23 protein-coding genes and 1 tRNA gene are annotated in these 24,794 nt (G+C 71.2%); 10 read left to right on the top strand and 14 right to left on the bottom strand.

What is annotated here, in order from left to right; genetic code table 11:
* Positions 1–3: 3 nt before the first annotated feature.
* Genes EAO75_RS42810 through pdhA form a run of 3 tightly spaced genes read right to left on the bottom strand, consistent with a single transcriptional unit; the run spans position 4 to position 3,496 of the window.
* A complete protein-coding gene (locus EAO75_RS42810; RefSeq protein ID WP_148000386.1) occupies positions 4–1,359 on the bottom strand; it encodes a dihydrolipoamide acetyltransferase family protein in 1,356 nt (451 codons plus the stop codon).
* Positions 1,359–2,363, bottom strand: coding sequence for an alpha-ketoacid dehydrogenase subunit beta (locus EAO75_RS42805; RefSeq protein ID WP_148000385.1), 1,005 nt, complete (start codon positions 2,361–2,363; stop codon positions 1,359–1,361). The genes EAO75_RS42810 and EAO75_RS42805 overlap by 1 nt, the downstream gene beginning before the upstream one ends.
* Positions 2,360–3,496, bottom strand: a complete 1,137-nt coding sequence (pdhA, locus tag EAO75_RS42800; protein ID WP_148000384.1) for a pyruvate dehydrogenase (acetyl-transferring) E1 component subunit alpha — start codon at positions 3,494–3,496, stop codon at positions 2,360–2,362. The genes EAO75_RS42805 and pdhA overlap by 4 nt, the downstream gene beginning before the upstream one ends.
* 190 nt (positions 3,497–3,686) lie before the next feature.
* On the opposite strand from pdhA, the gene EAO75_RS42795 reads away from it, so the two are divergent.
* Positions 3,687–4,172: an Lrp/AsnC family transcriptional regulator gene (locus EAO75_RS42795; protein ID WP_148000615.1), complete on the top strand. Its 486-nt coding sequence runs from the start codon at positions 3,687–3,689 to the stop codon at positions 4,170–4,172.
* Positions 4,173–4,188: 16 nt separating this feature from the next.
* Here EAO75_RS42795 and EAO75_RS42790 read toward each other — a convergent pair whose 3' ends face one another.
* The 3 genes from EAO75_RS42790 to EAO75_RS42780 form a co-directional block, all read right to left on the bottom strand.
* Complete coding sequence (locus EAO75_RS42790; RefSeq protein ID WP_148000383.1) at positions 4,189–4,494, bottom strand: hypothetical protein; 306 nt, start codon at positions 4,492–4,494, stop codon at positions 4,189–4,191.
* A gap of 95 nt (positions 4,495–4,589) precedes the next feature.
* The gene (locus tag EAO75_RS42785) at positions 4,590–5,180 is read right to left on the bottom strand and encodes a TetR/AcrR family transcriptional regulator (protein ID WP_148000382.1); all 591 of its coding nucleotides are present in this window, start codon (positions 5,178–5,180) and stop codon (positions 4,590–4,592) included.
* Positions 5,177–6,694, bottom strand: coding sequence for a 3-hydroxyacyl-CoA dehydrogenase (locus EAO75_RS42780; protein ID WP_148000381.1), 1,518 nt, complete (start codon positions 6,692–6,694; stop codon positions 5,177–5,179). Before EAO75_RS42780 ends, EAO75_RS42785 begins: the two co-directional genes overlap by 4 nt.
* Positions 6,695–6,854: 160 nt before the next feature.
* Between EAO75_RS42780 and paaN the strand changes: the two genes are divergently transcribed.
* Positions 6,855–8,546, top strand: coding sequence for a phenylacetic acid degradation protein PaaN (paaN, locus tag EAO75_RS42775; protein ID WP_148000380.1), 1,692 nt, complete (start codon positions 6,855–6,857; stop codon positions 8,544–8,546).
* Here paaN and EAO75_RS42770 read toward each other — a convergent pair.
* The 3 genes from EAO75_RS42770 to EAO75_RS42760 are packed head-to-tail and all read right to left on the bottom strand — an operon-like array spanning position 8,543 to position 11,117.
* A complete protein-coding gene (locus EAO75_RS42770; RefSeq protein WP_148000379.1) occupies positions 8,543–9,289 on the bottom strand; it encodes a TrmH family RNA methyltransferase in 747 nt (248 codons plus the stop codon). The two genes, paaN and EAO75_RS42770, sit on opposite strands and share 4 nt — an antisense overlap.
* Positions 9,286–10,512 (bottom strand): HTTM domain-containing protein, encoded by a 1,227-nt coding sequence (locus tag EAO75_RS42765; protein ID WP_148000378.1) that lies wholly within the window; start codon positions 10,510–10,512, stop codon positions 9,286–9,288. The genes EAO75_RS42770 and EAO75_RS42765 overlap by 4 nt, the downstream gene beginning before the upstream one ends.
* Positions 10,509–11,117 (bottom strand): DUF5819 family protein, encoded by a 609-nt coding sequence (locus EAO75_RS42760; RefSeq protein ID WP_410092812.1) that lies wholly within the window; start codon positions 11,115–11,117, stop codon positions 10,509–10,511. Before EAO75_RS42760 ends, EAO75_RS42765 begins: the two co-directional genes overlap by 4 nt.
* 522 nt (positions 11,118–11,639) lie before the next feature.
* Here EAO75_RS42760 and EAO75_RS42755 point away from each other — a divergent pair.
* The gene (locus tag EAO75_RS42755; protein ID WP_148000377.1) at positions 11,640–12,773 is read left to right on the top strand and encodes an acyl-CoA dehydrogenase family protein; all 1,134 of its coding nucleotides are present in this window, start codon (positions 11,640–11,642) and stop codon (positions 12,771–12,773) included.
* Positions 12,774–12,889: 116 nt separating this feature from the next.
* On the opposite strand, the gene EAO75_RS42750 is transcribed toward EAO75_RS42755, so the two are convergent.
* From EAO75_RS42750 to EAO75_RS42735, 4 genes are all read right to left on the bottom strand, one after another.
* On the bottom strand, positions 12,890–13,237 hold the full coding sequence (locus tag EAO75_RS42750; RefSeq protein ID WP_148000376.1) for a rhodanese-like domain-containing protein: 348 nt from the start codon (positions 13,235–13,237) through the stop codon (positions 12,890–12,892).
* Between the two features lie 123 nt (positions 13,238–13,360).
* Positions 13,361–14,302 (bottom strand): hypothetical protein, encoded by a 942-nt coding sequence (locus EAO75_RS42745; protein ID WP_148000375.1) that lies wholly within the window; start codon positions 14,300–14,302, stop codon positions 13,361–13,363.
* Positions 14,303–14,414: 112 nt separating this feature from the next.
* A complete protein-coding gene (locus EAO75_RS42740) occupies positions 14,415–15,875 on the bottom strand; it encodes a DUF2252 domain-containing protein (RefSeq protein ID WP_148000374.1) in 1,461 nt (486 codons plus the stop codon).
* Positions 15,876–16,110: 235 nt separating this feature from the next.
* Positions 16,111–16,473: a winged helix-turn-helix transcriptional regulator gene (locus EAO75_RS42735; RefSeq protein ID WP_148000373.1), complete on the bottom strand. Its 363-nt coding sequence runs from the start codon at positions 16,471–16,473 to the stop codon at positions 16,111–16,113.
* Between the two features lie 151 nt (positions 16,474–16,624).
* Here EAO75_RS42735 and EAO75_RS42730 point away from each other — a divergent pair, with 151 nt between their 5' ends.
* Both EAO75_RS42730 and EAO75_RS42720 read left to right on the top strand, forming a co-directional pair.
* A complete protein-coding gene (locus tag EAO75_RS42730) occupies positions 16,625–17,275 on the top strand; it encodes an FMN-dependent NADH-azoreductase (RefSeq protein WP_148000372.1) in 651 nt (216 codons plus the stop codon).
* A 399-nt stretch (positions 17,276–17,674) separates the two neighbouring features.
* Positions 17,675–18,037 carry a DUF1304 domain-containing protein gene (locus EAO75_RS42720; protein ID WP_148000371.1) on the top strand — a complete coding sequence of 121 codons (363 nt, stop codon included), beginning with the start codon at positions 17,675–17,677 and terminating at the stop codon, positions 18,035–18,037.
* 143 nt (positions 18,038–18,180) lie between these two features.
* On the opposite strand, the gene EAO75_RS42715 is transcribed toward EAO75_RS42720, so the two are convergent.
* Positions 18,181–18,264: transfer RNA gene (locus tag EAO75_RS42715), tRNA-Leu, on the bottom strand.
* A 494-nt stretch (positions 18,265–18,758) separates the two neighbouring features.
* Between EAO75_RS42715 and EAO75_RS42710 the strand changes: the two genes are divergently transcribed.
* From EAO75_RS42710 to EAO75_RS42690, 5 genes are all read left to right on the top strand, one after another.
* Positions 18,759–19,628: an FhaA domain-containing protein gene (locus EAO75_RS42710; protein ID WP_148000370.1), complete on the top strand. Its 870-nt coding sequence runs from the start codon at positions 18,759–18,761 to the stop codon at positions 19,626–19,628.
* 10 nt (positions 19,629–19,638) lie between these two features.
* Positions 19,639–20,151 carry an FHA domain-containing protein gene (locus EAO75_RS42705; RefSeq protein WP_148000369.1) on the top strand — a complete coding sequence of 171 codons (513 nt, stop codon included), beginning with the start codon at positions 19,639–19,641 and terminating at the stop codon, positions 20,149–20,151.
* 90 nt (positions 20,152–20,241) lie between these two features.
* On the top strand, positions 20,242–21,828 hold the full coding sequence (locus tag EAO75_RS42700; RefSeq protein WP_148000613.1) for a Stp1/IreP family PP2C-type Ser/Thr phosphatase: 1,587 nt from the start codon (positions 20,242–20,244) through the stop codon (positions 21,826–21,828).
* Between the two features lie 27 nt (positions 21,829–21,855).
* Positions 21,856–23,304, top strand: coding sequence for an FtsW/RodA/SpoVE family cell cycle protein (locus EAO75_RS42695; protein ID WP_148000368.1), 1,449 nt, complete (start codon positions 21,856–21,858; stop codon positions 23,302–23,304).
* Positions 23,301–24,779 carry a peptidoglycan D,D-transpeptidase FtsI family protein gene (locus EAO75_RS42690; protein ID WP_148000367.1) on the top strand — a complete coding sequence of 493 codons (1,479 nt, stop codon included), beginning with the start codon at positions 23,301–23,303 and terminating at the stop codon, positions 24,777–24,779. The genes EAO75_RS42695 and EAO75_RS42690 overlap by 4 nt, the downstream gene beginning before the upstream one ends.
* Positions 24,780–24,794: the final 15 nt, after the last annotated feature.

Genomic DNA, 24,794 nt, shown 5'->3' with positions numbered 1-24,794 from the left:
GTGTCACAGGGTGCGCAGCAGCACCGCCGGCTGTTCCACGCAGTCCGCCACGTACCGCAGGAAGCCGCCTGCCGTGCCGCCGTCGCAGACCCGGTGGTCGAAGGTGAGCGAGAGCTCGACGAGCTGGCGCACCGCCAGCTCGCCCTCGTGCACCCAGGGCTTGGGAATGATGCGGCCGACGCCGAGCATGGCGGCCTCGGGGTGGTTGATGATCGGTGTGGAGCCGTCGACGCCGAACACGCCGTAGTTGTTCAACGTGAAGGTCCCGCCGGTCAGTTCCGCGGGGGTGAGGGTGCCCCCGCGGCTCGCCTCGGTCAGCCGGGCGAACTCCGCGGTCAGCGACTCCGCGTCCCGCGCGTGCGCGTCCCGCACCACCGGGACGACGAGTCCCCGGGGGGTCTGCGCGGCGAATCCGAGGTGCACCTGGTCGAGCTGGACGACCTCCCTGGCCTCCATGTCGACCGTGGAGTTGAGCTCGGGGAACCGGGCCAGGGCCGCGGTGCAGATGCGGGCCAACAGGGCGAGGAGGGAGATCTTCGGTCCCCCTGCGGCGTTCATCGCGGTCCGCGCCCGCATGAGCTCCGTCGCGTCGGCGTCCACCCAGCAGGTCGCGTCCGGGATCTCGCGCCGGCTGCGGGAGAGCTTGTCGGCCACGGCGCCGCGGACGCCCTTGAGGGGGGTGCGGATGCCGCCGACGGGGGCGGAGGAGCGGACCGGGGTCTGCGCGGGCGGGACGGCGGCCGACGGGGCGGCGGCCACCACGCGCGGGTGCGGCTCGGCCACCGCCTGGGCGGTGCGCCCGTGTGCCTGGGCCGCCCGCAGCGCGTATTCGACGTCGGCCCGCAGGATGAGCCCGTCCGGCCCGGAGCCGTGCAGCTCCCGCAGGTCAAGGCCGTTCTCGCGGGCGAGGCGGCGCACGAGCGGGGAGATGACCGGTACGGGTCCCTCCGGCGCCTCCTTCACTGCGGCTGCCCCGTTGGCCGACACCGGTTCCGCCGGGGCCGCGGGCACGGGATCCCCCGGCCGCACCCTTCTGCGCCGGGCCGGTGCCTCCGAGGTGCCGTAGCCCACCAGGACGTTCCCGGAGCCCTCGGTCTCGCCGTCGGCTGCGGGCGCCCCCACCGCCACGGTGATCAGCGGTGCCCCGACGGGCAGTTCGGTGCCCTCCTCGCCGAAGCGGGCCGTGACGACGCCGCCGTAGGGGCAGGGGATGTCGACCATCGCCTTGGCCGTCTCGACCTCGACGACCGGCTGGTCGACGGCGACGACGTCACCGATCTCCACCAGCCAGCGCACGATCTCCGCCCCGGTGAGCCCCTCCCCGAGGTCGGGGAGCTTGAACTCCAGCACCTGTGCCATCAGCTCTCGGCCTCCCACTGCAGACGCCCCACGGCGTCCAGGATCCGGTCCACGCCGGGCAGGTGGTGACGCTCCACCATCGGCGGCGGATAGGGGATGTCGAACCCGGCCACGCGCAGCACCGGCGCCTCCAGGTGGTGGAAGCAGCGCTCCGTGACCCGGGCCGCGATCTCCCCTCCCGGTCCGCCGAACCCGCCCGACTCGTGTACGACTACTGCCCGCCCGGTCCGCCGTACCGAGGCGGTGACCGTCTCGTCGTCGAACGGCACCAGCGAGCGCAGGTCGACGACCTCCAGGTCCCAGCCCTCCTCCCGGGCCGCCTCGGCGGCTTCGAGGCAGACGGGCACGGACGGTCCGTACGTGATGAGCGTGGCGCTCCGGCCGGAGCGCCGCACCACCGCGCGGCCGATCGGTTCAACGGTCTGCGGGTCCTCAGGGTTCCAGGAGTCCTTCGACCAGTACAGCCGCTTGGGCTCCAGGAAGACGACCGGGTCGTCGGAGGCGATGGAGGCGCGCAGCAGCCCGTAGGCGTCGGCGACGGTCGCGGGCGTGACGACATGGAGCCCCGGAGTCGCCATGTAGTACGCCTCGGAGGAGTCGCTGTGGTGCTCGACGCCGCCGATGCCGCCGCCGTAGGGGACGCGGATGGTGATCGGGAGCGGCATCCTGCCGCGGGTGCGGTTGCGCATGCGCGCGACGTGCGAGATCAGCTGCTCGAACGCCGGGTACGCGAAGGCGTCGAACTGCATCTCCACGACCGGGCGCAGTCCGTACATGGCCATGCCGACGGCCGTGCCGAGGATGCCCGCCTCGGCCAGCGGTGTGTCGGTGCAGCGGTCCTCGCCGAACTCCTTGGCGAGCCCGTCGGTGACGCGGAAGACACCGCCGAGGGTGCCGACGTCCTCGCCCATCACATGGACGGCCGGGTCTTGCGCCATGGCGTCGCGCAGCGCGCGCGTGAGGGCCTGCGCCATGGTGGCCGGCTTGACGGCGACGGTGGTCATCGGTGCGACCCTTCCGACTCGGCGTGGAGCTCCGCCTGCAGCTGGGCGCGCTGTTCGCGCAGTTGCTGCGTGGGCTCGGCGTAGACGTGGTCGAACAGGTCCATCGGGTCCAGCACCGGGTCCTGGTTCATGCGTTCACGCAGGTCGGCGGCCATCGTCTCGGCGGCGTCCCGCGCGGCCTGCTTGCCGGCGTCGTCGATCAGGCCCCGCTCGGTCAGCTCGTGCTCCAGGAGGGCGATCGGGTCGTGCCCGCGCCAGGTCTCCACCTCGGAGTCGCCGCGGTAGCGGGTCGCGTCGTCGGCGTTGGTGTGGGCCTCGATGCGGTAGGTGATCGCCTCGATCAGGGTGGGGCCGCCGCCCGCGCGGGCGTGCCGTACGGCGTCGCCGATCACCTCGTGCAGGGCCGCCGCGTCGTTGCCGTCGACCAGGCGGCCGGGCATGCCGTAGCCGACGGCCTTGTGGGCCAGCGACGGGGCGGCGGTCTGCTTGGCGAGCGGGACGGAGATGGCGAAGCCGTTGTTCTGGACCAGGAAGACGACCGGCGCCTGCCAGACGGCGGCGAAGTTCAGCGCCTCGTGGAAGTCGCCCTCGCTGGTGCCGCCGTCGCCGACCATGGCGAGCGCGACCACGTCGTCGCCCTTGAGTCGGGCGGCGTGCGCGAGGCCGACGGCGTGCGGGAGCTGGGTGGCGAGCGGCGTGCACAAGGGGGCCACGCGGTGCTCGTGGGGGTCGTAGCCGGTGTGCCAGTCGCCGCGCAGCAGGGTCAGGGCCTCGACGGGGTCCACCCCCCGTGCGACGGCCGCGAGCGTGTCGCGGTAGCTCGGGAAGAGCCAGTCGCGCTCCTCAAGGGCGAGCGCGGCGGCGACCTCGCAGGCCTCCTGGCCCGTGCTGGACGGGTACACCGCGAGACGACCCTGCTTCGTGAGCGCGGTCGCCTGCGTGTTGTACCGGCGGCCCCGCACCAGCTCGGCGTAGAGCCGTCGCAGCAGGTCCGGGTCGGCCTTCGCCGCGGCCTCGGTGCCGAGGACGCGGTAGGGCTCGGCGTCGGGCAGCAGCGGCGCGGGGTCCATACGGGGCTGCCAGGCGGGCGGCGGCGATGGCCGGTACGCGCCTCGCTGCTCCATGACCGTCATGACGGCACCTCCTCGTGGGAGTGGCTACGGGAGGCGCAGCTCCTGTGAGGCGCCTCACCTACCGATTGTTCGGTCGTCGGCACATTTTGGCTACAGGCCCCCTCAGGCTGTGGACAAACGGTTCTCCACAGCCTCCAATGAACGCAGTACGTCCACGGAAGGAAGGTGGGGGGACATGGCGCCTGAACAAATGGCCGAAAGCCCGGACGACGGCGTCCTCCTGCCGCCGGCCCGTCCGCTCGACGCCATCGATCAGGACATCCTCCAGATGCTCCAGACGGACGGCCGCGCGTCGATACGGTCCGTGGCCGAGCGGGTCCATGTCTCGCGCGCCAACGCCTACGCCCGCATCAACCGCCTCATCGAGGACGGCGTCATCCGAGGATTCGGCGCCCGCGTCAACCACGAACGCGCAGGCCAGGGCACGTCCGCGTACATCACCCTGAAGATCGTCCAGAACTCCTGGCGCACGGTCCGCGAACAGCTCCGCCAGCTCCCGGGCGCCTCCCACATCGCCCTGGTGGGCGGCGACTTCGACGTCCTGCTCCTGGTGCACACCCCCGACAACCGCGCCCTGCGCGAACTGGTCCTCACCCGCCTCCAGGCGATCCCCGAGGTGCTCAGCAGCCGCACGCTGCTGGTGTTCGAGGAGGAGGACCTGGAGCCGCAGGGCTGATCGTCCGCGCCGTTCCTCAGCCCGAGGCCATCACCATGGCCATCAGCATCACCAACAGAAGCGGAAGCACCGCGCACACGAGTCCGGCCACGGCCGCCGTCACGCGCGCCGGCCGCAGGGATCGGCGGTGCGGCAGCGCCCAGGCGAGGGCGAGCAGGCCGAACGCCCAGTAGACGGCTCCGCCCAGCAGACCCAGGGCGTCCTCGGCCCCCAGGAAGACGTACTCCCACACCAGGATCGGCAACCCGGGCACCGTGGCCACCAAGGGCGCCTTCCACCAGGTGGCGTGGTGCCCGTCGCCTCGCGCATCGAAGGCCGTCATGCGCCCCACCCGACCACCGGCGGGCCGGCCGAGGCATCCGCGGCCGTACTCATCCCCGCCACGCGCGTACTCACGCCGCGGCGCGGCCGGCGGGGTCAGCTTGCCTGGCGCAGGCCCCCGAAGACCAGCCGCACCACGGTGTCGGCGACCTCGCGTTCGTTCATGCCCCGGCCGTCCGGGCGGTACCACTCCACGATCGAGTTGACCATGCCGAAGACGAGCCGGGTCGCCAGGCGCACCTCCACGTCGGCGCGGACCTCGCCGTCGGCGGCGGCCGCCTTGAGCAGTGCGGCGACCTGGTGGTCGAAGTCGCGGCGCCGCTCCAGGGCCCAGCGCTCGGTGTCGGTGTTGCCGCGTACGCGCAGCAGCAGCGTCACGTAGGGCAGGTCGGCTATGAGCACCTCGACCATGCGCCGCACGACGTACTCCAGGCGGTCGGCGGCGTGCCCCACGCGTGCGTGCTCCTCGTCGAGGATGCCGAAGAGCCCGTCGAGGGCGCGGCTGACGGCGCGGCGCAGCAGCTCCTCCTTGCCCGTGACGTGGTGGTAGATCGACGACTTGGAGATTCCGGCCGCCCTGGACAGGTGCTCCATGGAGGTGCCGTCGTAGCCGCGTTCGTTGAAGACCCGCACCGCGACCGAGAGCAGCGTCTCCGGGGTGTACGTGTCGCGCTTGGCGGTGGTCATGAGGTGCTGCCCTCCCGCTTGTCGGAGGCGTACGCGTGGCGGTACAGCGCGAGGGACGGCGCGTAGCGACCGGAGGGCTCACGCACGTGCAGTTCCTCCAGGACGTCGTACGCCCAGCCACGGCCGAGCCGGCGGCTCCATTCGAAGGGCCCCATGGGGTAGTTGACGCCGAGCCGCATCGCGGTGTCGATGTCCTCCTCGGTGGCCACGCCCTTGGCGACGGCGTCGTGCGCCAGGTCGACGATCCGGGCGACCGTGCGGGCGACGATCATGCCGGGGACGTCGCCGAGGACGCTGACGTCCTTGCCGAGCGCCTGGAAGAGGCCGATCGCCTCGGTGAGGGTCTGCGGCGAGGTGTCCTGGGAGGCGGACAGGGCGATGCGGGTGGCGCGGCGGTAGTCGAGGGCGAGGTCGAAGTAGACGACGTCCCGGAACTCCACCGACGTCTGTCCGTCGGCGAGCGCCAGCTGGCCCCCGCTGGGCAGCACCAGGCGGGTGCCGTGGTCCTCTTCCTCCTCGCGCACCGGGATGCCCGCCTCGCGGATCAGGGTGAGCAGCTCGGAGGCGGGGCCCAGGTCGCCCTCGGCGACGACGTAGGAGGGCTGCGGCTGCTTGTCCGCGGTGTGCGGCTCGTCCCGCTCGGCGTCCTGCGCGTAGTCGTACCAGCCGTGCCCGCTCTTGCGGCCCAGCCGGCCCGACTCGACCAGGCGGCGCTGGGCGAGCGAGGGCGTGAAGCGCACGTCGTTGAAGAAGGCCTGCCACACGGACCGCGTGACGGACTCGTTGACGTCCTGCCCGATGAGGTCGGTGAGCTCGAAGGCGCCCATCTTGAAGCCGCCGCACTCGCGCAGCACCGCGTCGATGGTGGCCGGGTCGGCTCCTTGCGCCTCATAGACCGCGAAGGCCTCGGCGTAGAAGGGCCGGGCGATGCGGTTGACGATGAAGCCGGGGGTGTCGGCGCAGGCGACCGGCGTCTTGCCCCAGGCGCGCGCCATCTCGTACGCGCGCGTGGCCGACGTGACGTCGGTGGCGAACCCGGAGACGACCTCGACCAGCGGCAGCAGCGGCGCGGGGTTGAAGAAGTGCAGGCCGACGAAGCGGCCGGGGTTGGCCAGGGCGCCGCCGATGGCCGTGACGGACAGGGACGAGGTGTTGGTGGCGAGCAGGCAGTCCTCGCCGACGATGCCCTCCAGCTCGCGCAGCAGCTCCTGTTTGACGTCGAGGCGCTCCAGAACGGCCTCGACGACCAGGGTGCAGTCCGCGAGCTCGGCGAGGGACTCGGCGGGCAGCAGCCGCGCGCGGGCCGCGTCACGGTCGGCGGCGGCGAGCCGGTCCTTCGCCACGAGCCGGTCGAGACGCGCGCCGATCGCGTCGGCCGCGTCCTGGGCCCGGCCGGGCGCGGCGTCGTACAGCCGTACGCAATGGCCGGCGACCAACGCGACCTGGGCGATGCCCTGGCCCATCGTGCCGGTGCCGACGACGGCCACGGGGCTGCTGAGGTCGAGTGCTGTCATGTGCGCGATCCTCCCGCACGGGGTTTTCCACAGATGCGGCGGACCCCCTTGAACCGACCGATCGTTCGGTTACTCTAACTCTGTCTGGCTGTTCCTGCCCATGTTTGTGCCGAGGTCATGAGCTCGACGGAGAGCTCTGGAAACGAGGAGTTGGTCCCGCATGGCCGCCGAACTGACCGCCCACGAGCTGATCGCCAAGCACCGGCCCACCCTCGACCAGGCGCTGGAGGCCATCCGCACCCGCGCGTACTGGTCACCGCACCCCGAGCACCCCAAGGCCTACGGCGAGGCGGGCAGCCTGGACGCGGCGGCGGGCAAGGCCGCTTTCGACGCGCTCCTGGGCGCCCGTCTCGACCTCGGCCAGCCCGGCACCGACGGCTGGGTGGCAGGCGAGACGTCGCCGTACGGCATCGAGCTGGGCGTGGAGTACCCGCACGCGGACATCGACACGCTCCTGCCGGCCATGAGGTCCGGACAGCGCGCGTGGCGCGACGCGGGCGCGGAGATGCGCGCGGTGGTGTGCGTGGAGATCCTCAAGCGGATCAGCGACCGGACGCACGAGTTCGCCCACGCCGTCATGCACACGTCCGGCCAGGCCTTCATGATGGCGTTCCAGGCGGGCGGCCCGCACGCACAGGACCGCGGCCTGGAGGCGGTGGCGTACGCGTATGTCGAGCAGGTCCGCACCCCCGACACCGCGGAGTGGACCAAGCCGCAGGGCAAGCGCGACCCGCTCGCGCTGAACAAGCAGTTCACGCCGGTCCCGCGCGGCATCGCGATGGTCATCGGCTGCAACACCTTCCCGACCTGGAACGGCTACCCGGGCCTGTTCGCCTCCCTCGCCACCGGCAACGCGGTCCTGGTCAAGCCCCACCCGCGCGCGGTGCTGCCGCTCGCGCTCACCGTGCAGGTCGCGCGCCAGGTCCTCACCGAGGCGGGCTTCGACGCGAACCTGGTCGCGCTGGCCGCCGAGCGCCCCGGCGAGGGCATCGCCAAGACCCTGGCCACCCGCCCGGAGATCCGGATCATCGACTACACCGGCTCGACCGCCTTCGGTGACTGGCTGGAGGCCAACGCCCGCCAGGCGCAGGTCTACACGGAGAAGGCCGGCGTCAACACGGTGATCGTCGACTCCACCGACAACTACAAGGGGATGCTGTCCAACCTGGCCTTCTCGCTGTCCCTGTACAGCGGCCAGATGTGCACCACCCCGCAGAACCTGCTCGTCCCCCGCGACGGCATCCGCACCGACGAGGGGCCCAAGACCTTCGACGAGGTCGTCGCCGACCTCGCCCGCGCGGTCGACGGCCTCCTCGGCGACGACGCCCGCGCGAACGCGCTGCTCGGCGCGATCGTCAACCCCGACGTCAAGGCACGGCTGGAGGCCGCGGCCGGACTGGGCGAAGTCGCCCTCGCCTCACGGGAGATCGCGAACCCCGAGTTCCCGGACGCGGTGGTCCGTACGCCGGTGATCGTGAAGCTGGACGGGGCCAAGCCGGACGACGAGGCCGCGTACATGAGCGAGTGCTTCGGACCGGTGTCGTTCGCCGTGGCGATGGACTCGGCCGCCGACGCGGCGGAGCTGCTGCGGCGGACCGTGCGGGAGAAGGGCGCGATGACGGTCGGGGCGTACACCACCGACGACGAGGTCGAGGCTGCGATTCAGGAGGTCTGCCTGGAGGAGGCGGCGCAGTTGTCGCTGAACCTCGCGGGTGGGGTGTACGTGAATCAGACGGCCGCGTTCTCGGACTTCCATGGGTCGGGCGGCAACCCGGCGGCCAACTCGGCGCTGTGCGACGGGGCGTTCGTGGCGAACCGGTTCCGGGTCGTCGAGGTGCGTCGGGAGGCCTAGGCCCGCAATGCGCCCCCGGTGAGACTCCAGTGGTACAGCGTCATCGCCACGCTCGTCGCCAAGTTGTAGCTGGAGACCTGGGGGCGCATCGGCAGGGACAGCAAGTGGTCGGTGCGCGCGCGTAGTTCGGCCGACAGGCCACTGCGCTCCGAACCGAAAGCGAGGACGGCGTCGTCCGGGAGCTTCACGCCCCGGATGTCGTCGCCCTCCGGGTCGAGGGCGAACAGGGGGCCGGGGGGCAGCTCGGCCACCGTCAGCCGCTCCACGACCGTCGCGAAGTGCAGGCCCGCCCCGCCGCGCACGACCGTCGGATGCCAGGGGTCCAGCGTGCCGGTGGTGACCACTCCGGTCGCGCCGAAACCGGCGGCCAGGCGGATCACGGCGCCCGCGTTGCCGAGGTTGCGGGGGTTGTCGAGGACCACGACCGGGGCGGTGCGCGGGGCGTGCGCCAGCGTTTCGAGGTTGGCGGCGCGCGGCGGCCGTACGGCCAGGGCGGCCACCGCGGTGGGGTGCGGGCGCGGCACCAGGGACGTGTACGTGGACTCCGGGACCTCGGTCAGGAGCGTGTCCAGGGCGTCCCGTACATCCGGCGCCAGCTCGTCCGCGAGGGCCAGCGCGGCCTCCCGGTCCACGGCCACCGCGACCGGGACCTCGGCTCCGAAGCGCACGGCGTGCTTGAGGGCGTGGAAGCCGTCGAGCAGGACAGCGGTCCCGGCGAGCCGGTTCCAAGTGGTCACGGTCATGCCGTGAAGCCTACGTGCGCGTGCTCGGGGTTCTCCGGGGTGCGTTGCCCGGGGGGCTTCGAGGGCTCGTCGTCCCGCCGCACCAGACCGGCCAGCCGGGCACGCGTGCGTGCCGCCAGGTCGCCCAGGCGGCGCAGGAACGACGTCGGCAGGAAGACCGCGTCCGCCGCGATCATCGCCAGCGAGAAGAAGGGCAGCCCGAGGACGATCGCGATCACGGCGTGCTCGGTGATCATCGCGGCGAGCAGGACGTTCTTCACCCGCCGGTTGAACAGCGTGAACGGGAAGGCGACCTGCACGATGACCGTGCCGTAGGTGATGAGCATCACCATCGTGCCGCTGGAGGACAGCACGTCGGCGAGCGCGGGCCAGGGCGAGAAGTAGTCGAGGTGCAGCGGGTAGTAGACGGCGGTGCCGTCCTGCCAGCGCGAACCCTGGATCTTGTACCAGCCGGCGGTCGCGTAGATCAGGCACGCCTCGGCCATGATCACCAGCAGGGCGCCGTTGTGCACGACGTTGCCGATGACGTCCAGCAGGATGCGCGGCTGGGCGGTCCGGGCGCGGCGGTCCACGATCCACCACACGGCAAGGGCCAGCCAGACGCCCCACAGGATCACCGGCACGGTGACGTCGCCGTCGAGACGGCCCGCCGCGGTCACCGCGACCAGCGCGAACCCGAGCACGCTCCACAGGGCCGGGCCCACCCGGTCCGGCGCCACGCGCTCGCCACGCGCGCGTGCCGCGCGCTCCCGCCGCGCCCGGCGCTCGTCCAGCGACCAGACCTGACCGCAGCGCGTGAACACGAGGTAGACACACATCAGGTGCAGGACGTTGTCGCCGCCGTCGCCCATGAAGATGGAGCGGTTCTGCAGTGAGAGCACGCCGACCATGAACAGCACGGACATCGTGCGGGTGCGCCAGCCGAGCAGCAGCAGCACGCTGGTCAGGCCGGCGAAGACGTAGACCGTCTCGAACCAGAACCCGCCGCCGGACCAGATCAGCGCGGTGAAGGAGCCGTTCGTCCCGATCAGCTGCTGGGCGAGGTCTATGTCCCAGGGCCCGTCGGGGCCGTACAGCTCCTGGCGGTGCGGGAACTCGCGCAGCAGGAACAGCAGCCAGGTCGCGGTGAAGCCGATGCGGATCACGGCCGTCTGGTACGGGCCGAGGGCGGTCTCCGTGACGCGGGCGATAGCCGTGGAGACGGCGAGCGCGAAGCGGTTCACCGCGCGCCTCCCGTGCCGGTCCCGGCCGCGTCGGCGGCGGCCTGGTCCTCCGGGACCGACCACCAGGGCAGCACGCGCAAGCTCGGCTTGTTCGAGATCTGTTCGTCGCTCCACTTCGGCGGCGGCACATTCGTGGTGCGGGAGCGGACCTGGACGCGTTCGACGACGCCGCCCTCGCCGGCCGCGCCCGCGCGGTCGAGCCGCAGCTCCACTATGCGCCGCAGATAGGTCTCGGACAGGGCGCCCCGCAGTCCCACGGGACGGTTCTCGGCGTCGTGCGTGGCGACGAAGAAGTCCCAGGCCCGGCGCAGCTCGTTCTGCTGGGTGTGGCTGGGCAGCAGATTGCCGTCGATGGCCCGGCCGTCCTGGGCCGACAGGTCGTACCAGCCGGTCGTGCGCGCACCGCCCCCGGCCGTGGCGACCTGGGCCCTGACCTGCACCGCGATGTTCTGCTGCAGCGGGTTGGGGGCGAACAGCTTCCAGTTCTGCTCGAACTCCGGGTATATCCAGTCGTCGATCGCCTGGCCGTGCTTCTTGGTGACCGTGTTCGGCGGGGCGACGTGCAGAAAGACCATCCCGATGTGGACGCATACGGCGATCGCCACGACCGCGACCGCGAGCGCGGCACAGATCTGGTACCGCAGGGAGAGGGCACGGCGTCCGGCGCGACCCCGGCGAACACCCCGCGCGCCGCCTCGGCCGCCGCCTGCTGTTCCTCGGTGAAGGTGAAGTCCACGATCCCTGCCCTTCCACACGCACGGCGATCTGACGGTGCGTCAAGATAGAACAGGTTCTAGAAGAAGGGAATGCTCCCGTCACGACCCCCGTATGGGCTGCGGCACGGGGGGCGGCTCCTCGTCCGGCCCGTGCCGGGCGGCCGAGCCTGCGTCGTACGCGTCCATCCTGCCCCGTTTCCCGATTCCGGTCCGTCCTGCCTCAGCACTCGCACGGGAACGGTACTCAGGCACACCCGCCGGGCACAGCCCCTGTCGGTCCGCCGTTGCCCACACCTTACGGGGGGCCGAGACGGACCATACGGGGGTCGTGACGGGAGCATTCCCTTCTTCTAGAACCTGTTCTATCTTGACGCACCGTCAGATCGCCGTGCGTGTGGAAGGGCAGGGATCGTGGACTTCACCTTCACCGAGGAACAGCAGGCGGCGGCCGAGGCGGCGCGCGGGGTGTTCGCCGGGGTCGCGCCGGACGCCGTGCCCTCTCCCGCGCTCACCCCGGGCGCCGTCGCCGACACCTTCGACCGCCCGCTGTGGAGCCGCCTCGCGGACGCGGACCTGCTGAGCCTGCTGCTCGCGGACGAGTACGGCGGCGCGGGCCTCGACGCCGTCGCACTGTGCCTTGTGCTGCGCGAGTCGGCGAAGGTCCTGGCCCGGGTCCCGCTGCTGGAGAGCAGCGCGGCGACGGCGGCCGTCCAGGCCTACGGCGGCCCGGAGCTGAAGGCGGAGCTGCTGGCGCGCGCGGGACGCGGCGAGGTCGTGCTGACGGTCGCCGCGCACGGCCGCACCGGCCACGACCCGGCCGAGCTCGCCGTGACGGCCCGGCGGGACGGCTCCGGGTGGGTGCTGGACGGGGTGCAGACCGCGGTGCCCTGGGCGTACGACGCCGATCTCGTCGTCGTGCCGGCCCGTACCGACGCCGACCGGACGATCCTCACGCTGGTGCGGCGCGACGCGCACGGGGTCTCGCTCGCCGAGCAGTTCTCGACCAGCGGGGAGCGGCTCGGGGAGCTGCGGCTGGAGTCGGTGCGGCCGGCGGCGCGGGACGTCATCGACACCGAGGGCGCATGGGAGTGGCTGCGGGAGCTGCTGGCCACGGGGACGTGTGCGCTGGCGCTCGGGCTGGGGGAGCGGGTGCTGGGGATGACGTCCGAGTACGCGAGCAAGCGGGAGCAGTTCGGGTATCCGATCGCCACGTTCCAGGCGGTCGCGGTGCAGTGTGCCGACCGCTACATCGACCTGCGCGCGATGGAGGTCGCGCTGTGGCAGGCCGCGTGGCGGATCGCCTCGGGCGCCTCGGGTGCACTGCCCGCCTCCGGGGACGTGGCCGTGGCCAAGATCTGGGCCTCGGAGGGCGTCCGGCGGATCGTGCAGACGGCCCAGCATCTGCACGGCGGCTTCGGAGCCGACGTCGACTATCCGCTGCACCGCTACCACGCCTGGGCCAAGCACCTGGAGCTGGCGCTCGGCCCGGCGGCGGCGCACGAGGAGGCACTGGGGGACCTGCTGGCCGCGCATCCGCTGGGCTGACCCGCGGATTGCCGGGTGCCCTTACAGGACGAAGCCCGGCTGGCCCGGCTGGCCCGCGGATGCCGGGTGCCGTTATCAGGACGAAACCCGGCTGACCCGCGGATTGCCGGGTGCCCTTACAGGACGAAGCCCGGCTGCCCCTCGTCGTTCACCACAGGACGTCCGACCGCCGCCCACACCTGCATGCCGCCGTCGACATTCACGGCGTCGATGCCCTGCTGGACGAGGTACATCGCGACCTGCGCCGAGCGGCCGCCGGAGCGACAGATCACATGGACGCGGGCGTCCTGCGGGGCCGCCTCGGTCAGCTCGCCGTAGCGGGCCACGAAATCGCTGATGGGGATGTGCAGGGCGCCCTCGGCGTGACCGGCCTGCCATTCGTCGGCCTCGCGGACGTCGAGGAGGAAATCGTCGTCCTTGAGGTCGGTGACCTCGACGGTGGGTACGCCTGATCCGAAATGCATGCCACTGACGCTACCTGACAGATGCGGGTGCCTTCAGGCCCCCGCACCCCTTCCAAGGGGCGCACCCCTGCCAAGGGGCGCACCCCTGCCAAGGGGCGCCCCTTCCGGGATGTTCTCGACCCGCTAGCCGAGCAGTGCGGCCAGCTCCGCTTCCCGCTGCGCGACCTGGGCCAGGAGCTGGTCGGCGATCTCGTCGAGGAGGCGGTCGGGGTCGTCGGGGGCGATGCGGAGCATCCCGCCGATCGCGCTCTCCTCCAGGTCCTTCGCGACCAGGGTGAGCATCTCCTTGCGCCGGGCGAGCCATTCGAGGCGGGCGTAGAGCTCCTCGCTGGGAGTCGGGCCCTGCTCCTTGAGCGCCGGTCCCGCGGCCCACTCCTCGGCCAGCTCCCGCAGCAGCGCCTCGTCACCACGGGCGTAGGCGGCGTTGACGCGGGTGATGAACTCCTCGCGCCGGGCCCGCTCGGCCTCTTCCTGGGCGAGGTCGGGGTGGGCCTTGCGGGCCAGCTCGCGATAGAGCTTGCGGGCCTCGTCGCTGGGGCGCACCCGCTGCGGGGGCTGTACCGGCTGGTCCGTGAGCATCGCCGCGGCCTCCGGGAACAGCCCGTCGCCGTCCATCCAGCCGTGGAACAGCTCCTCCACGGCGGGCATCGGCATCACCCGGGCGCGGGCCTCGTCGGCCTTGCGGATGTCCTCGGGGTCGCCGGTGCGGGCGGCGACGGCCTCGGCGATCCGGGCGTCCAGCTCGTCGAGGCGCGTGTACATCGGGCCCAGCTTCTGGTGGTGCAGCCGGGAGAAGTTGTCCACCTCGACGCGGAAGGTCTCCACGGCGATCTCGTACTCGATCAACGCCTGCTCGGCGGCCCGCACGGCCCGCTCCAACCGCGCCTCGGGCCGTTCCTCCCGCGAGCTCTCGGCTTCGCCGGAGGAGGGGCGACCCTCGTCGTCCTCGGCCGTCACCCGTGCCTCACCACCCTGCTCAGCTCCACCGACGGGCTCCTCGGCACCATCCGGCGCCCCCGCACCAGCGGGCTCGGCCTGGGACTGCTCAGCTTCCGGCGTCATCACCCGCCCAGCGTAGGCCACACCGGGCCCGGCCCCTCGATGACCGACGCCACCGCGGGCACCGCGCCGACGACAGGGGCTCGTCCACCGGCCGCTCCCTCGCGGGAGGGGTCCGTCACACCCCCATCTCCGCCTCGATCCGCCCTGCCCGCACCGCCGCCACGAGCTCGGCGTGGTCCGCCTCCGTGCGGTCGGCGTAGGTGACGGCGAACGCGGCGATCGCCTCGTCCAGCTCCTCGTTCTTTCCGCAGTAGCCGGAGATCAGGCGGGGGTCGACGCTGTGGGAGTGGGCGCGGGCCAGGAGGGCGCCGGTCATGCGGGCGTAGTCGTCGATCTGGTCGGCGGCCAGCGCGGCCGGATCGACACTGCCCTTGCGGTTGCGGAACTGGCGCACCTGGAACGGAAGTCCGTCGACCGTCGTCCAGCCCAGCAGGATGTCGCTGACGACCTGCATGCGCTTCTGGCCGAGGACCACGCGCCGGCCCTCGTGGTCCGCCTCCGGCGCCTCGAAACCGGCGGTCACCAGGTGGGGGACCAGGGCCGAGGGGCGGGCCTCCTTCACCTGGAGGACCAGCGACTCGCCACGGTGGTCCAGGAGCAGGACCACGTAGGAGCGGGTGCCCACGCTGCCGGTGCCCACCACGCGGAACGCCACGTCGTGCACCGCGTGCCGGGAGAGGAGCGGGTGGCGGTCCTCGGAGAGGGTCGTGACGTACCCCTCCAGCGACGCCGCCACCGCCGCCGCCTCCTCGTCCGGCACTCGGCGAAGCACCGGCGGCGCGTCGACGAAGCTGCGGCCGCCGTCCTCGGTCGGTGCCGTCGACTTGGCCGCGAAGCGCCCGCTGGTGTTGGCCCGCGCCTTCTCCGCGACCCGCTCCAGCGTGCCGAGCAGGTCATGGGCGTCGGTGTGGGAGACCAGCTCCTCGTCCGCGATCGCGTTCCACGCGTCCAGCACCGGGAGCTTGGCCAACAGCCGCATGGTGCGACGGTAGGAACCGACGGTGTCGTGCGCCGCCTTCCGGCACTTGTCCTCGTCGGCGCCCGCCTCGCGCCCCGCGAGCACGAGCGAGGTGGCGAGCCGCTTGAGGTCCCACTCCCAGGGGCCGTACAGCGTCTCGTCGAAGTCGTTCAGATCGATGACCAGGCCGCCGCGCGCGTCGGCGTACAGGCCGAAGTTCGCCGCGTGCGCGTCGCCGCAGATCTGGGCGCGGATCCGGGTCATGGGGGTGCGGGCGAGGTCGTAGGCCATGAGCCCCGCGGAGCCGCGCAGGAACGCGAAGGGCGTCGCCGCCATCCGGCCGACCCTTATCGGGGTGAGCTCGGGGATCCGGCCGAGGTTGGACTCCTCGACGGCGGCCACCGCGCCGGGGCGGGAGGCGTCCAGATCGAACACCGCGTGCTCAGCGCGCGGCACCCGCCTGCGCAGCGCCTTGCCCTCCTCCTTCGGCGACCCACCGCCGGGCCACTCGGCGAACCCCTGCACGCGGGGGAGCCGACGCGACGCGGAGCGCGCCCCGGACTCCGACGCCACCACAGCGGCCTCCGCCGCCACAGCCTCGGCACCGACCTCGGTCATCCCGACCGCCTCCCCCGCTCACGCACGAACATCAACTCGTGCCGACGTTACAACCGGTGGCCGGAACTCGTCAGACCCTGTGGACAACTCCACGGTTGTGGAAAACCCGGATGGAGCCGGCAGGCAGCCCGACGTGACATGCGGGCCCGCCCGAACAACCCCGACGTGACAGCGGGCGGCCCGCCCGAACAACCCCGATGTGACAGCGGGCGACCCGCCCGAACAACAACGACGCTCAGCAGCCCTCCGGCCGCTCCCCGTCCGGCAGGTACTCCTTCGCCCACCCGCCCAGCTCCTTCAGCGCGGGCTCCAGCGCGGCCCCCGCCTCCGTCAGCCGGTACATCACCCGCAGCGGCGGCCCTTCATAGACCTCGCGCACCACCAGTCCCGCCGTGGCCAGTTCGGTGAGCCGGTCGGAGAGCATGCGCTCGCTGATGCCGGGGACGGCCCGGCGCAGGGCGACGAAATACGCGGGACCCGAGGTCAGTACGGACACGATCGGGCCGGTCCAGCGCTTTCCGAGCAGCTGAAAGACGCGGCTGATCCCCTCGTCGACCTGTTTGCACGCTGCCACGTCGTGACTCTGCTCACCCGCCATGCCCTTCAGAGTACTGCCCTGCGGTACGGGGGTAAAAAAAAGTAAGTGACTGTGCTATCCATAGTTGAGTACGAACTTTCAGTTCCTGCGAACAGGTACGTCCTGGACGCAGATGCCCCCTGCCCGCTCCCGTCCCTTCCGGAGAGACCCCATGGCAACGCTGCTGCACATCGACTCCTCGGTCTTCTCGACCGACGCCTCCTCCTCCCGCGCCGTCACCGACGCCTTCCGCCGCACCTGGCAGGAACAGCACCCCGAGGGCACGGTGATCCACCGCGACCTGGCCTCGCACCCCGTGCCGCACATCAGCGCCCACGCCCACACCGCCGGCTTCTCCGATCCGGCGACGCACACCCCGGAGCAGGCGGCCGCCTTCGCCGAGCGCGTGAAGCTGATCGAGGAGCTGGAGAGCGCGGACGCCGTGCTGATCGGCGCCCCGATGTACAACCTGACGATCCCGTCGACCCTGAAGGCCTGGCTGGACAACGTGGTCCTGATGGGCCGCACCGCGGGCGACGTCCAGTCGGTCAAGGGCACCCCGGTCACCGTCGTCGCCAGCCGCGGCGGCGCGTACGGTCCGGGCACTCCGCGCGAGGGTTACGAGTACGTGCAGAACTACCTGTCGGCGGTCCTGGCCGACTTCCTCGGCACCGACCTCGACTTCATCGTCCCGGAGCTCACGATGGCTCCGGCCAACCCGCAGATGTCCGACCTGGTCCCCCTCTTCGAGGCCTCCCGGGAGCGCGCCCTCGGTGAGGCCGCCACGAAGGCGAAGCAGCTGGCCGAGAAGCTCGCGGCGTAGCGCGGATCAACAGCGGCACCAGCGGCGCGCACGCGAGCAGCACACACGCGTGGAGCCCCCTGCCGACGCTTCGGGGCTCCACGCACGCGTGGCGGACGGTCGGGTGGTCAAGGCGTCGGGCCACCGAGACCTCCCCGCACCCCGGACACCGCAGTCGAGGACCCGGCCGGACTCCCCGGCGCCCGCCCCACCGGATGCTCCCCCGCCGACGGCAGACACAGCGCCACGACCAGCTGCTTCGCCTTCGTGGCGGCCTCACCGAGGGCGCGCTCCCGGGAGGCCTCGAAGAGGGGGACCAGGTCGACGTGCTGTTCTGGCTCGGCTGCGCGGTCTTAGCGCTGGTGCTGGCGCTGGTCACCACCCTCACCCCGCCCCGCAACCCCCCGGCACAATCACTGCATGCATGCGATCTCTGTCGTCCTCGTCGCCCTCGTGGCGCTGCTGCACGCCTACATCCTGGTGCTGGAGATGTTCCTGTGGCAGCGCGGCCCGGGCCGCGGCCTCTCCGGCTTCGACGCCGAGATGGCCCGTGCCACCGCGCCGCTGGCGGCCAACCAGGGCCTGTACAACGGCTTCCTGGCCGCGGGCCTGGTCTGGGGGCTGATCGCCGACGACCCGACCGGTCGCCAGGTCCAGATCTTCTTCCTGTCCTGCGTGATCGTCGCCGGCGTCTACGGCGCGGCCACCGCGAACCGCCGCATCCTCTTCGTCCAGGCCCTCCCCGCCGCCGTGACGCTCGCCACGGTCGTCGCGGCAGGCTGACGGCCTCGGCCCGTGCCGTGACCTGAGAGCTTCATCACAGGTCACGGCACCCAAGACGGTGCGCGTGACGGTGATGGACGGCACAACGTGGCGAACACAACAGAAGAGGCGGCATCGTGTCTACGATGCCGCCTCTTCGAGCGTGCGCGAGGGGGGAGTTGAACCCCCACGCCCTTGCGGGCACTGGAACCTGAATCCAGCGCGTCTGCCTATTCCGCCACCCGCGCATTGGGTGTGTCCTCGGGGCTTTTCCTTGCGGTCCGGCGCCTTCCGACACCCAGAACATTAGCACGGCGGCCAGGGTGGGTTCACATCCCTTATCCCCAGGCAGCCGCTGTGCAGCCGCCCACCAGCGCAGTCCGCGCGAGCCGTCCCGAAGTGACCGATCCGCGCCGCCGCGCGCTCCGTATCAAGGAGTACCTGTTCACGTATCAACCTCGTACCGGTCCTGGGCATCTCCCCAGGAGCAGGTCGGGGTCCACAGTCAGGTGCGGGACACTGGTTTGCGGCCGCCTCTACGATCCATGGCAAGACTGTGTCCGTGAGGAGTTCGAAGGGGAGCTCCGAAGGGAACTTCGAGGGCGTCGACACCCGTCGACCGGGCCGACAGGGGGAACCAGCCGATTTACCGGCGCGTGGATACGATCAGTAAGCAGTACCAGGTAAGGCAGTACCCGCCCGGCGGGATGCAGGACGAAGCAGGCTACGGAGGAGGTGCCCCATGGGAGTCCTGAAGAAGTTCGAGCAGCGCCTCGAAGGTCTGGTCAACGGCACCTTCGCCAAGGTGTTCAAGTCCGAGGTCCAGCCCGTGGAGATCGCCGGCGCGCTTCAGCGCGAGTGCGACAACAACGCGACGATCTGGAACCGCGACCGGACCGTCGTCCCCAATGACTTCATCGTGGAGCTGAGCACACCGGACTTCGAGCGGCTCAGCCCGTACTCCGGCCAGCTGGGCGACGAGCTCGCCGGCATGGTCCGCGACTACGCCAAGCAGCAGCGCTACACCTTCATGGGCCCGATCAAGGTCCATCTGGAGAAGGCCGACGATCTCGACACCGGCCTGTACCGCGTGCGCAGCCGTACGCTCGCCGGCTCCACGGACCAGCAGGGCCAGCAGGCCTCCGCACCCGCCGCCCCGGCCGGGCGGCCCGGCGGCGCCCAGGGCGGCTACGGCTATCCGCAGCCCGCCGCGCCCGCCGGCGCCCCGCCCATGCCGCCGTCGCCGCCGCCCGGCGGACGCCCCGGCGGCTACGGCTACCCGCAGCCCGCGGGCGGCCAGCGTCCTCCCGCCGCACCCGCGGCCGGCGGCCGCACCCGCTACTGGATCGAGATCAACGGCACCCGCCATCAGATCTCCCGCGCGACGCTCGTGCTGGGCCGCAGCACCGAGGCCGACGTGCGGATCGACGACCCCGGCGTCTCGCGCCGGCACTGCGAGATCCGGACCGGAACGCCCTCGACGATCCAGGATCTCGGGTCCACCAACGGCATCGTGGTGGACGGGCAGCACACCACCCGCGCTACGCTCCGCGACGGCTCGCGGATCGTCGTGGGCAGCAGCACCATCATTTACCGGCAAGCCGAAGGGTGAAGCGGGGGCAATGTCAGAGCTGACCCTCACGGTCATGCGGCTGGGTTTCCTGGCCGTACTGTGGCTGTTCGTGATCGTGGCCGTGCAGGTCATCCGCAGCGACCTGTTCGGTACGCGCGTCACCCAGCGCGGGTCCAGGCGGGAAGCCGGACGCCAGCAGCAGGCCGCGCGGCAGGCTGCGCCACCGCAGCAGCGCGGCCAACAGAGCGGCGGGCGCCAGCGCCGTAACGCTCCCTCCAAGCTGGTCGTGTCCGAAGGCACCCTCACCGGCACCACCGTCGCGCTCCAGGGCCAGACCATCACCCTGGGCAGGGCGCACGACAGCACGATCGTGCTGGACGACGACTACGCCTCCAGCCGGCATGCCAGGATCTACCCGGACCGCGACGGCCAGTGGATCGTCGAGGACCTGGGCTCCACCAACGGCACGTACCTCGACCGAACGCGGCTCACGACCCCGACACCGATTCCGCTGGGCGCGCCGATCCGCATCGGCAAGACCGTCATCGAGCTGCGGAAGTAGTACGACAATGAGCGAGCGGAGCGAGCACGCAGCGGCGGCCCACACCACGGGCCCCGGCGCGCTCCCGACCGGAGGGTGGGCACCGTGCGGATGTACCCGGAGCCAACGGGCGAGGTGCGCATGAGTCTGTCACTGCGCTTTGCCGCCGGATCGCACAAAGGCATGATCCGGGAGGGCAACGAGGACTCCGGATACGCCGGACCGCGCCTGCTCGCCATCGCCGACGGCATGGGTGGCGCGGCCGCGGGCGAGGTCGCCTCGTCGGAGGCCATCTCGACGATCGTCGCCCTCGACGACGACATCCCCGGCTCGGACATCCTCACCTCGCTCGGCACCGCCGTACAGCGTGCCAACGACCAGCTGCGCTCGATGGTCGACGAGGACCCGCAGCTGGAGGGCATGGGCACCACGCTCACGGCCCTGCTGTGGACCGGGCAGCGCCTCGGCCTCGTGCACGTCGGCGACTCGCGCGCCTACCTGCTGCGCGACGGCGTCCTCACGCAGATCACGCAGGACCACACCTGGGTGCAGCGCCTCGTCGACGAGGGCCGCATCACCGAGGAGGAGGCGACCACGCATCCGCAGCGGTCCCTCCTGATGCGCGCGCTGGGCAGCGGCGACCATGTCGAGCCCGACCTGTCCATCCGTGAAGTCCGCGCCGGCGACCGGTACTTGATCTGCTCCGACGGCCTCTCCGGCGTCGTGTCCCACCAGACCCTCGAGGACACCCTCGCCAGCTACCAGGGCCCGCAGGAGACCGTCCAGGAGCTCATCCAGCTCGCGCTGCGCGGCGGCGGCCCCGACAACATCACCGTGATCATCGCCGACGTCCTCGACCTGGACACCGGCGACACCCTGGCCGGGCAGCTGTCCGACACCCCGGTCGTGGTCGGCGCGGTCGCGGAGAACCAGCAGCACCACCCGCACGACAACGGCATCATGCAGACCCCGGCCGGCCGCGCCTCCGGGCTGGGCCGCCAGGTGCCCGGMCAGGGCGGCGGGGGCGGCGAGTTCGGCCCGCCCGGCTCCGGCGACACCACCGGTTACGCCCCGGCGGGCGGCTTCGGCGACTACACCGACGACGACTTCGTCAAGCCCCGCAGGGGCCGCAAGTGGCTGAAGAGATCCTTCTACTCGGCCCTGGCGCTCGCCGTCATCGGCGGCGGGCTGTACGGCGGCTGGCGCTGGACGCAGACGCAGTACTACGTCGGCACGAACGAGGGACACGTCGCCCTGTACCGCGGGATCAGCCAGGACCTGGCCTGGGTCTCGCTCTCGAAGGTGGAGAAGGACCACCCCGAGATCGAACTCAAGTACCTGCCGCCGTACCAGCAGAAGCTGGTCGAGGCGACCATCACCGAGGGCGGTCTGAAGGACGCCCAGGCGAAGGTCGACGAGCTGGCCCTGCAGGCCTCCGCGTGCAAGAAGCGGTCCGACCAGCAGGCCGCCCAGAGCGAGCAGAACGCCAAGACGGGCGAGGGCGAGGCCGGAGGCACCACGGGAACCACCCGTACCTCCCTTACGTCCAAGGCGACACCGACACCGAATCCCTCGGCGTCCACCAAGTCCCCGCCCCCGAACTCCTCCACCTCCCCGTCACCGACTGCGACGCCAAGCCCCGGACCCACGCTCTCGGAGGAAGAGCAGAAGGTCGTCACGAACTGCGGCACGCAGTAGGCAAGCCGTGAGAGGCCCCGTCACACCATGAGCAGTACTTCGAACTCGTCGACACACCACACGTCCACGATCGGCGCGATCGGCGCGCCGAGCAGGCGCAACACCGAGCTCGCGCTGCTGGTGTTCGCGGTTGTCATCCCGGTTTTCGCCTACGCGAACGTGGGGTTGGCGATCAATGACCAAGTGCCGCCCGGGCTGCTGAGCTACGGCGTCGGGCTCGGCCTGCTCGCGGGCATCGGCCACCTGGCCGTGCGGAAGTTCGCGCCGTACGCCGACCCCCTGATGCTGCCGCTGGCCACCCTGCTGAACGGCATCGGCCTGGTCGTGATCTGGCGTCTGGACCAGTCGAAGAAACTGCAGCAGAGCGACGCCTTCGTGCAGGCGGCACCGCGCCAGCTGCTGTACTCCGCGATGGGCGTCGCCCTGCTCGTGGCCGTGCTGATCTTCCTCAAGGACCACCGGGTCCTGCAGCGCTACACGTACATCTCGATGGCCGCCGCGCTGTTCCTGCTGATCCTGCCGCTCGTGCCCGGACTCGGCGCCAACATCTACGGCGCCAAGATCTGGATCAAGATCCCCGGCCTCGGCACGCTCCAGCCCGGCGAGTTCGCGAAGATCATCCTCGCCGTCTTCTTCGCCGGCTACCTGATGGTCAAGAGGGACGCCCTGGCCCTGGCCAGCCGTCGCTTCATGGGGCTGTACCTGCCGCGCGGACGCGACCTCGGTCCGATCCTCGTCGTCTGGGTGATCTCGATCCTCATCCTGGTCTTCGAGACCGACCTCGGTACGTCGCTGCTGTTCTTCGGAATGTTCGTCATCATGCTGTACGTCGCCACCGAGCGGACCAGCTGGATCGTCTTCGGTCTGCTGATGTCCGCGGTCGGCGCCGTAGGTGTGGCGAGCTTCGAGTCCCACATCCAGACGCGTGTGCAGGCCTGGCTCGACCCGGCGCGCGAGTTCCAGCTCAGCCGCTCCGGTATCAGCGACGGCGTCGTCCACTCCGAGCAGGCCATGCAGGCCCTGTGGGCCTTCGGCTCCGGCGGCACCCTCGGCACCGGTCTCGGCCAGGGCAACTCCGACCTCATCGGCTTCGCCGCCAACTCCGACTTCATCCTCGCCACGTTCGGCGAGGAGCTGGGCCTGGCGGGCGTCATGGCGATCCTGCTGCTCTACGGGCTGATCGTGGAACGCGGCGTGCGCACGGCACTCGCGGCCCGCGACCCGTTCGGCAAGCTGCTGGCCGTCGGCCTGTCCGGCGCCTTCGCCCTCCAGGTCTTCGTCGTGGCCGGCGGTGTCATGGGCCTCATCCCGCTGACCGGTATGACGCTTCCCTTCGTGGCGTACGGCGGTTCCTCCGTCATCGCCAACTGGGCCCTGATCGGCATCCTGCTCCGCATCAGCGACACGGCCCGCCGCCCCGCGCCCGCCCCCGCGCCCAACCCCGACGCCGAGATGACCCAGGTGGTCCGTCCGTGAACAAGCCCCTACGCCGGATCGCGATCTTCTGCGGACTGCTCGTCCTGGCTCTGCTCATCCGGGACAACTGGATCCAGTACGTCCAGGCCGACGAGCTCAGGACCGACAAGAGCAACCGCCGCGTCACCATCGAGCGCTACGGCACCCCCCGCGGCAACATCATCGTCGACGGCAAGGCGATCACCGGCTCGCAGGAGACCTCCGGCAGCGACTTCAAGTTCAAGCGCACCTATACGAACGGCCCCATGTGGGCGCCCGTCACCGGGTACGCCTCGCAGGCCTTCGGCGCCAACCAGCTGGAGTCCATCGAGGACGGCATCCTCACCGGCAACGACGACCGGCTGTTCTTCCGCAACACCCTCGACATGCTCACAGGCGAGGAGAAGGAGGGCGGCAACGTGGTCACCACCCTCAACGGCGCCGCGCAGAAGGCCGCCTACGACGGTCTGAAGCGCCAGGGCGGCAAGGGTGCCGTCGCGGCCATCGAGCCGTCCACCGGCAAGATCCTCGCGCTGGCGTCCTTCCCGTCGTACGACCCCGCGTCCTTCGCCGGCAACTCCACGACGACCGACACCGACGCGTGGCAGAAGCTCCAGAAGAAGACCAACCCGGACGACCCGATGCTCAACCGGGCGCTGCGCGAGGTCTACCCGCCCGGCTCCACCTTCAAGGTGGTCACCGCGGCCGCGGCGCTGGAGCACGGCCTGTACACGGAAGCGGACGAGAAGACGAAGACGCCGCTGCCGTGGACCATGCCGGAGACCACGACCGTGCTGAAGAACGAGGGCAATATCCCCTGCAAGAACGCGACGCTCCGGGTCGCCCTGCAGTATTCCTGCAACACCGTGTTCGGCAAGGTCGGCTCCGACCTGGGCAACGACAAGATGCTGGAGACGGCCAAGAAGTTCGGCTTCACCGAGGAGCAGTTCACGCCGATCCGCACCAGCGCCTCGGTCTTCTCCGACGACATGAACCCCTCGCAGACCGCGCTGTCCTCCATCGGCCAGTTCAACACCGCCGCCAGCCCGCTGCAGATGGCCATGGTCGCCTCGGCCGTCGCCAACAACGGCACGCTGATGAAGCCGTACATGGTCGACGAGCTCCAGACCAACAACCTCGACGCCATCGAGAAGACGGACCCCGAGGAGATGAGCAAGCCGCTGTCGCCGGACAACGCGCAGATCCTCCAGGACATGATGGAGACGGTCGTCGAGGAGGGCACCGGCAAGAACGCGCAGATCGACGGCGTGAAGGTGGGCGGCAAGACCGGTACCGCCCAGCACGGTGTGGACAACAGCGAGAACCCCTACGCGTGGTTCATCTCCTACGCCAAGGCCGAGGACGGCAGCTCGCCGGTGGCCGTGGCCGTCGTGATCGAGGACGAGAACGCCGTCCGCGACGACATCTCCGGTGGCGGTCTCGCCGCACCCATCGCCAAGAGCGTCATGGAGGCGGTCATCAACAGCAAGAAGTGAACCTGCTCACGTCCC

This window comes from Streptomyces sp. UW30, assembly GCF_008042075.1.
Taxonomy (GTDB): Bacteria; Actinomycetota; Actinomycetes; order Streptomycetales; family Streptomycetaceae; genus Streptomyces.
Note: the sequence above shows the minus strand (reverse complement) of the source record. Positions and strands in the feature narration are given on the sequence as shown.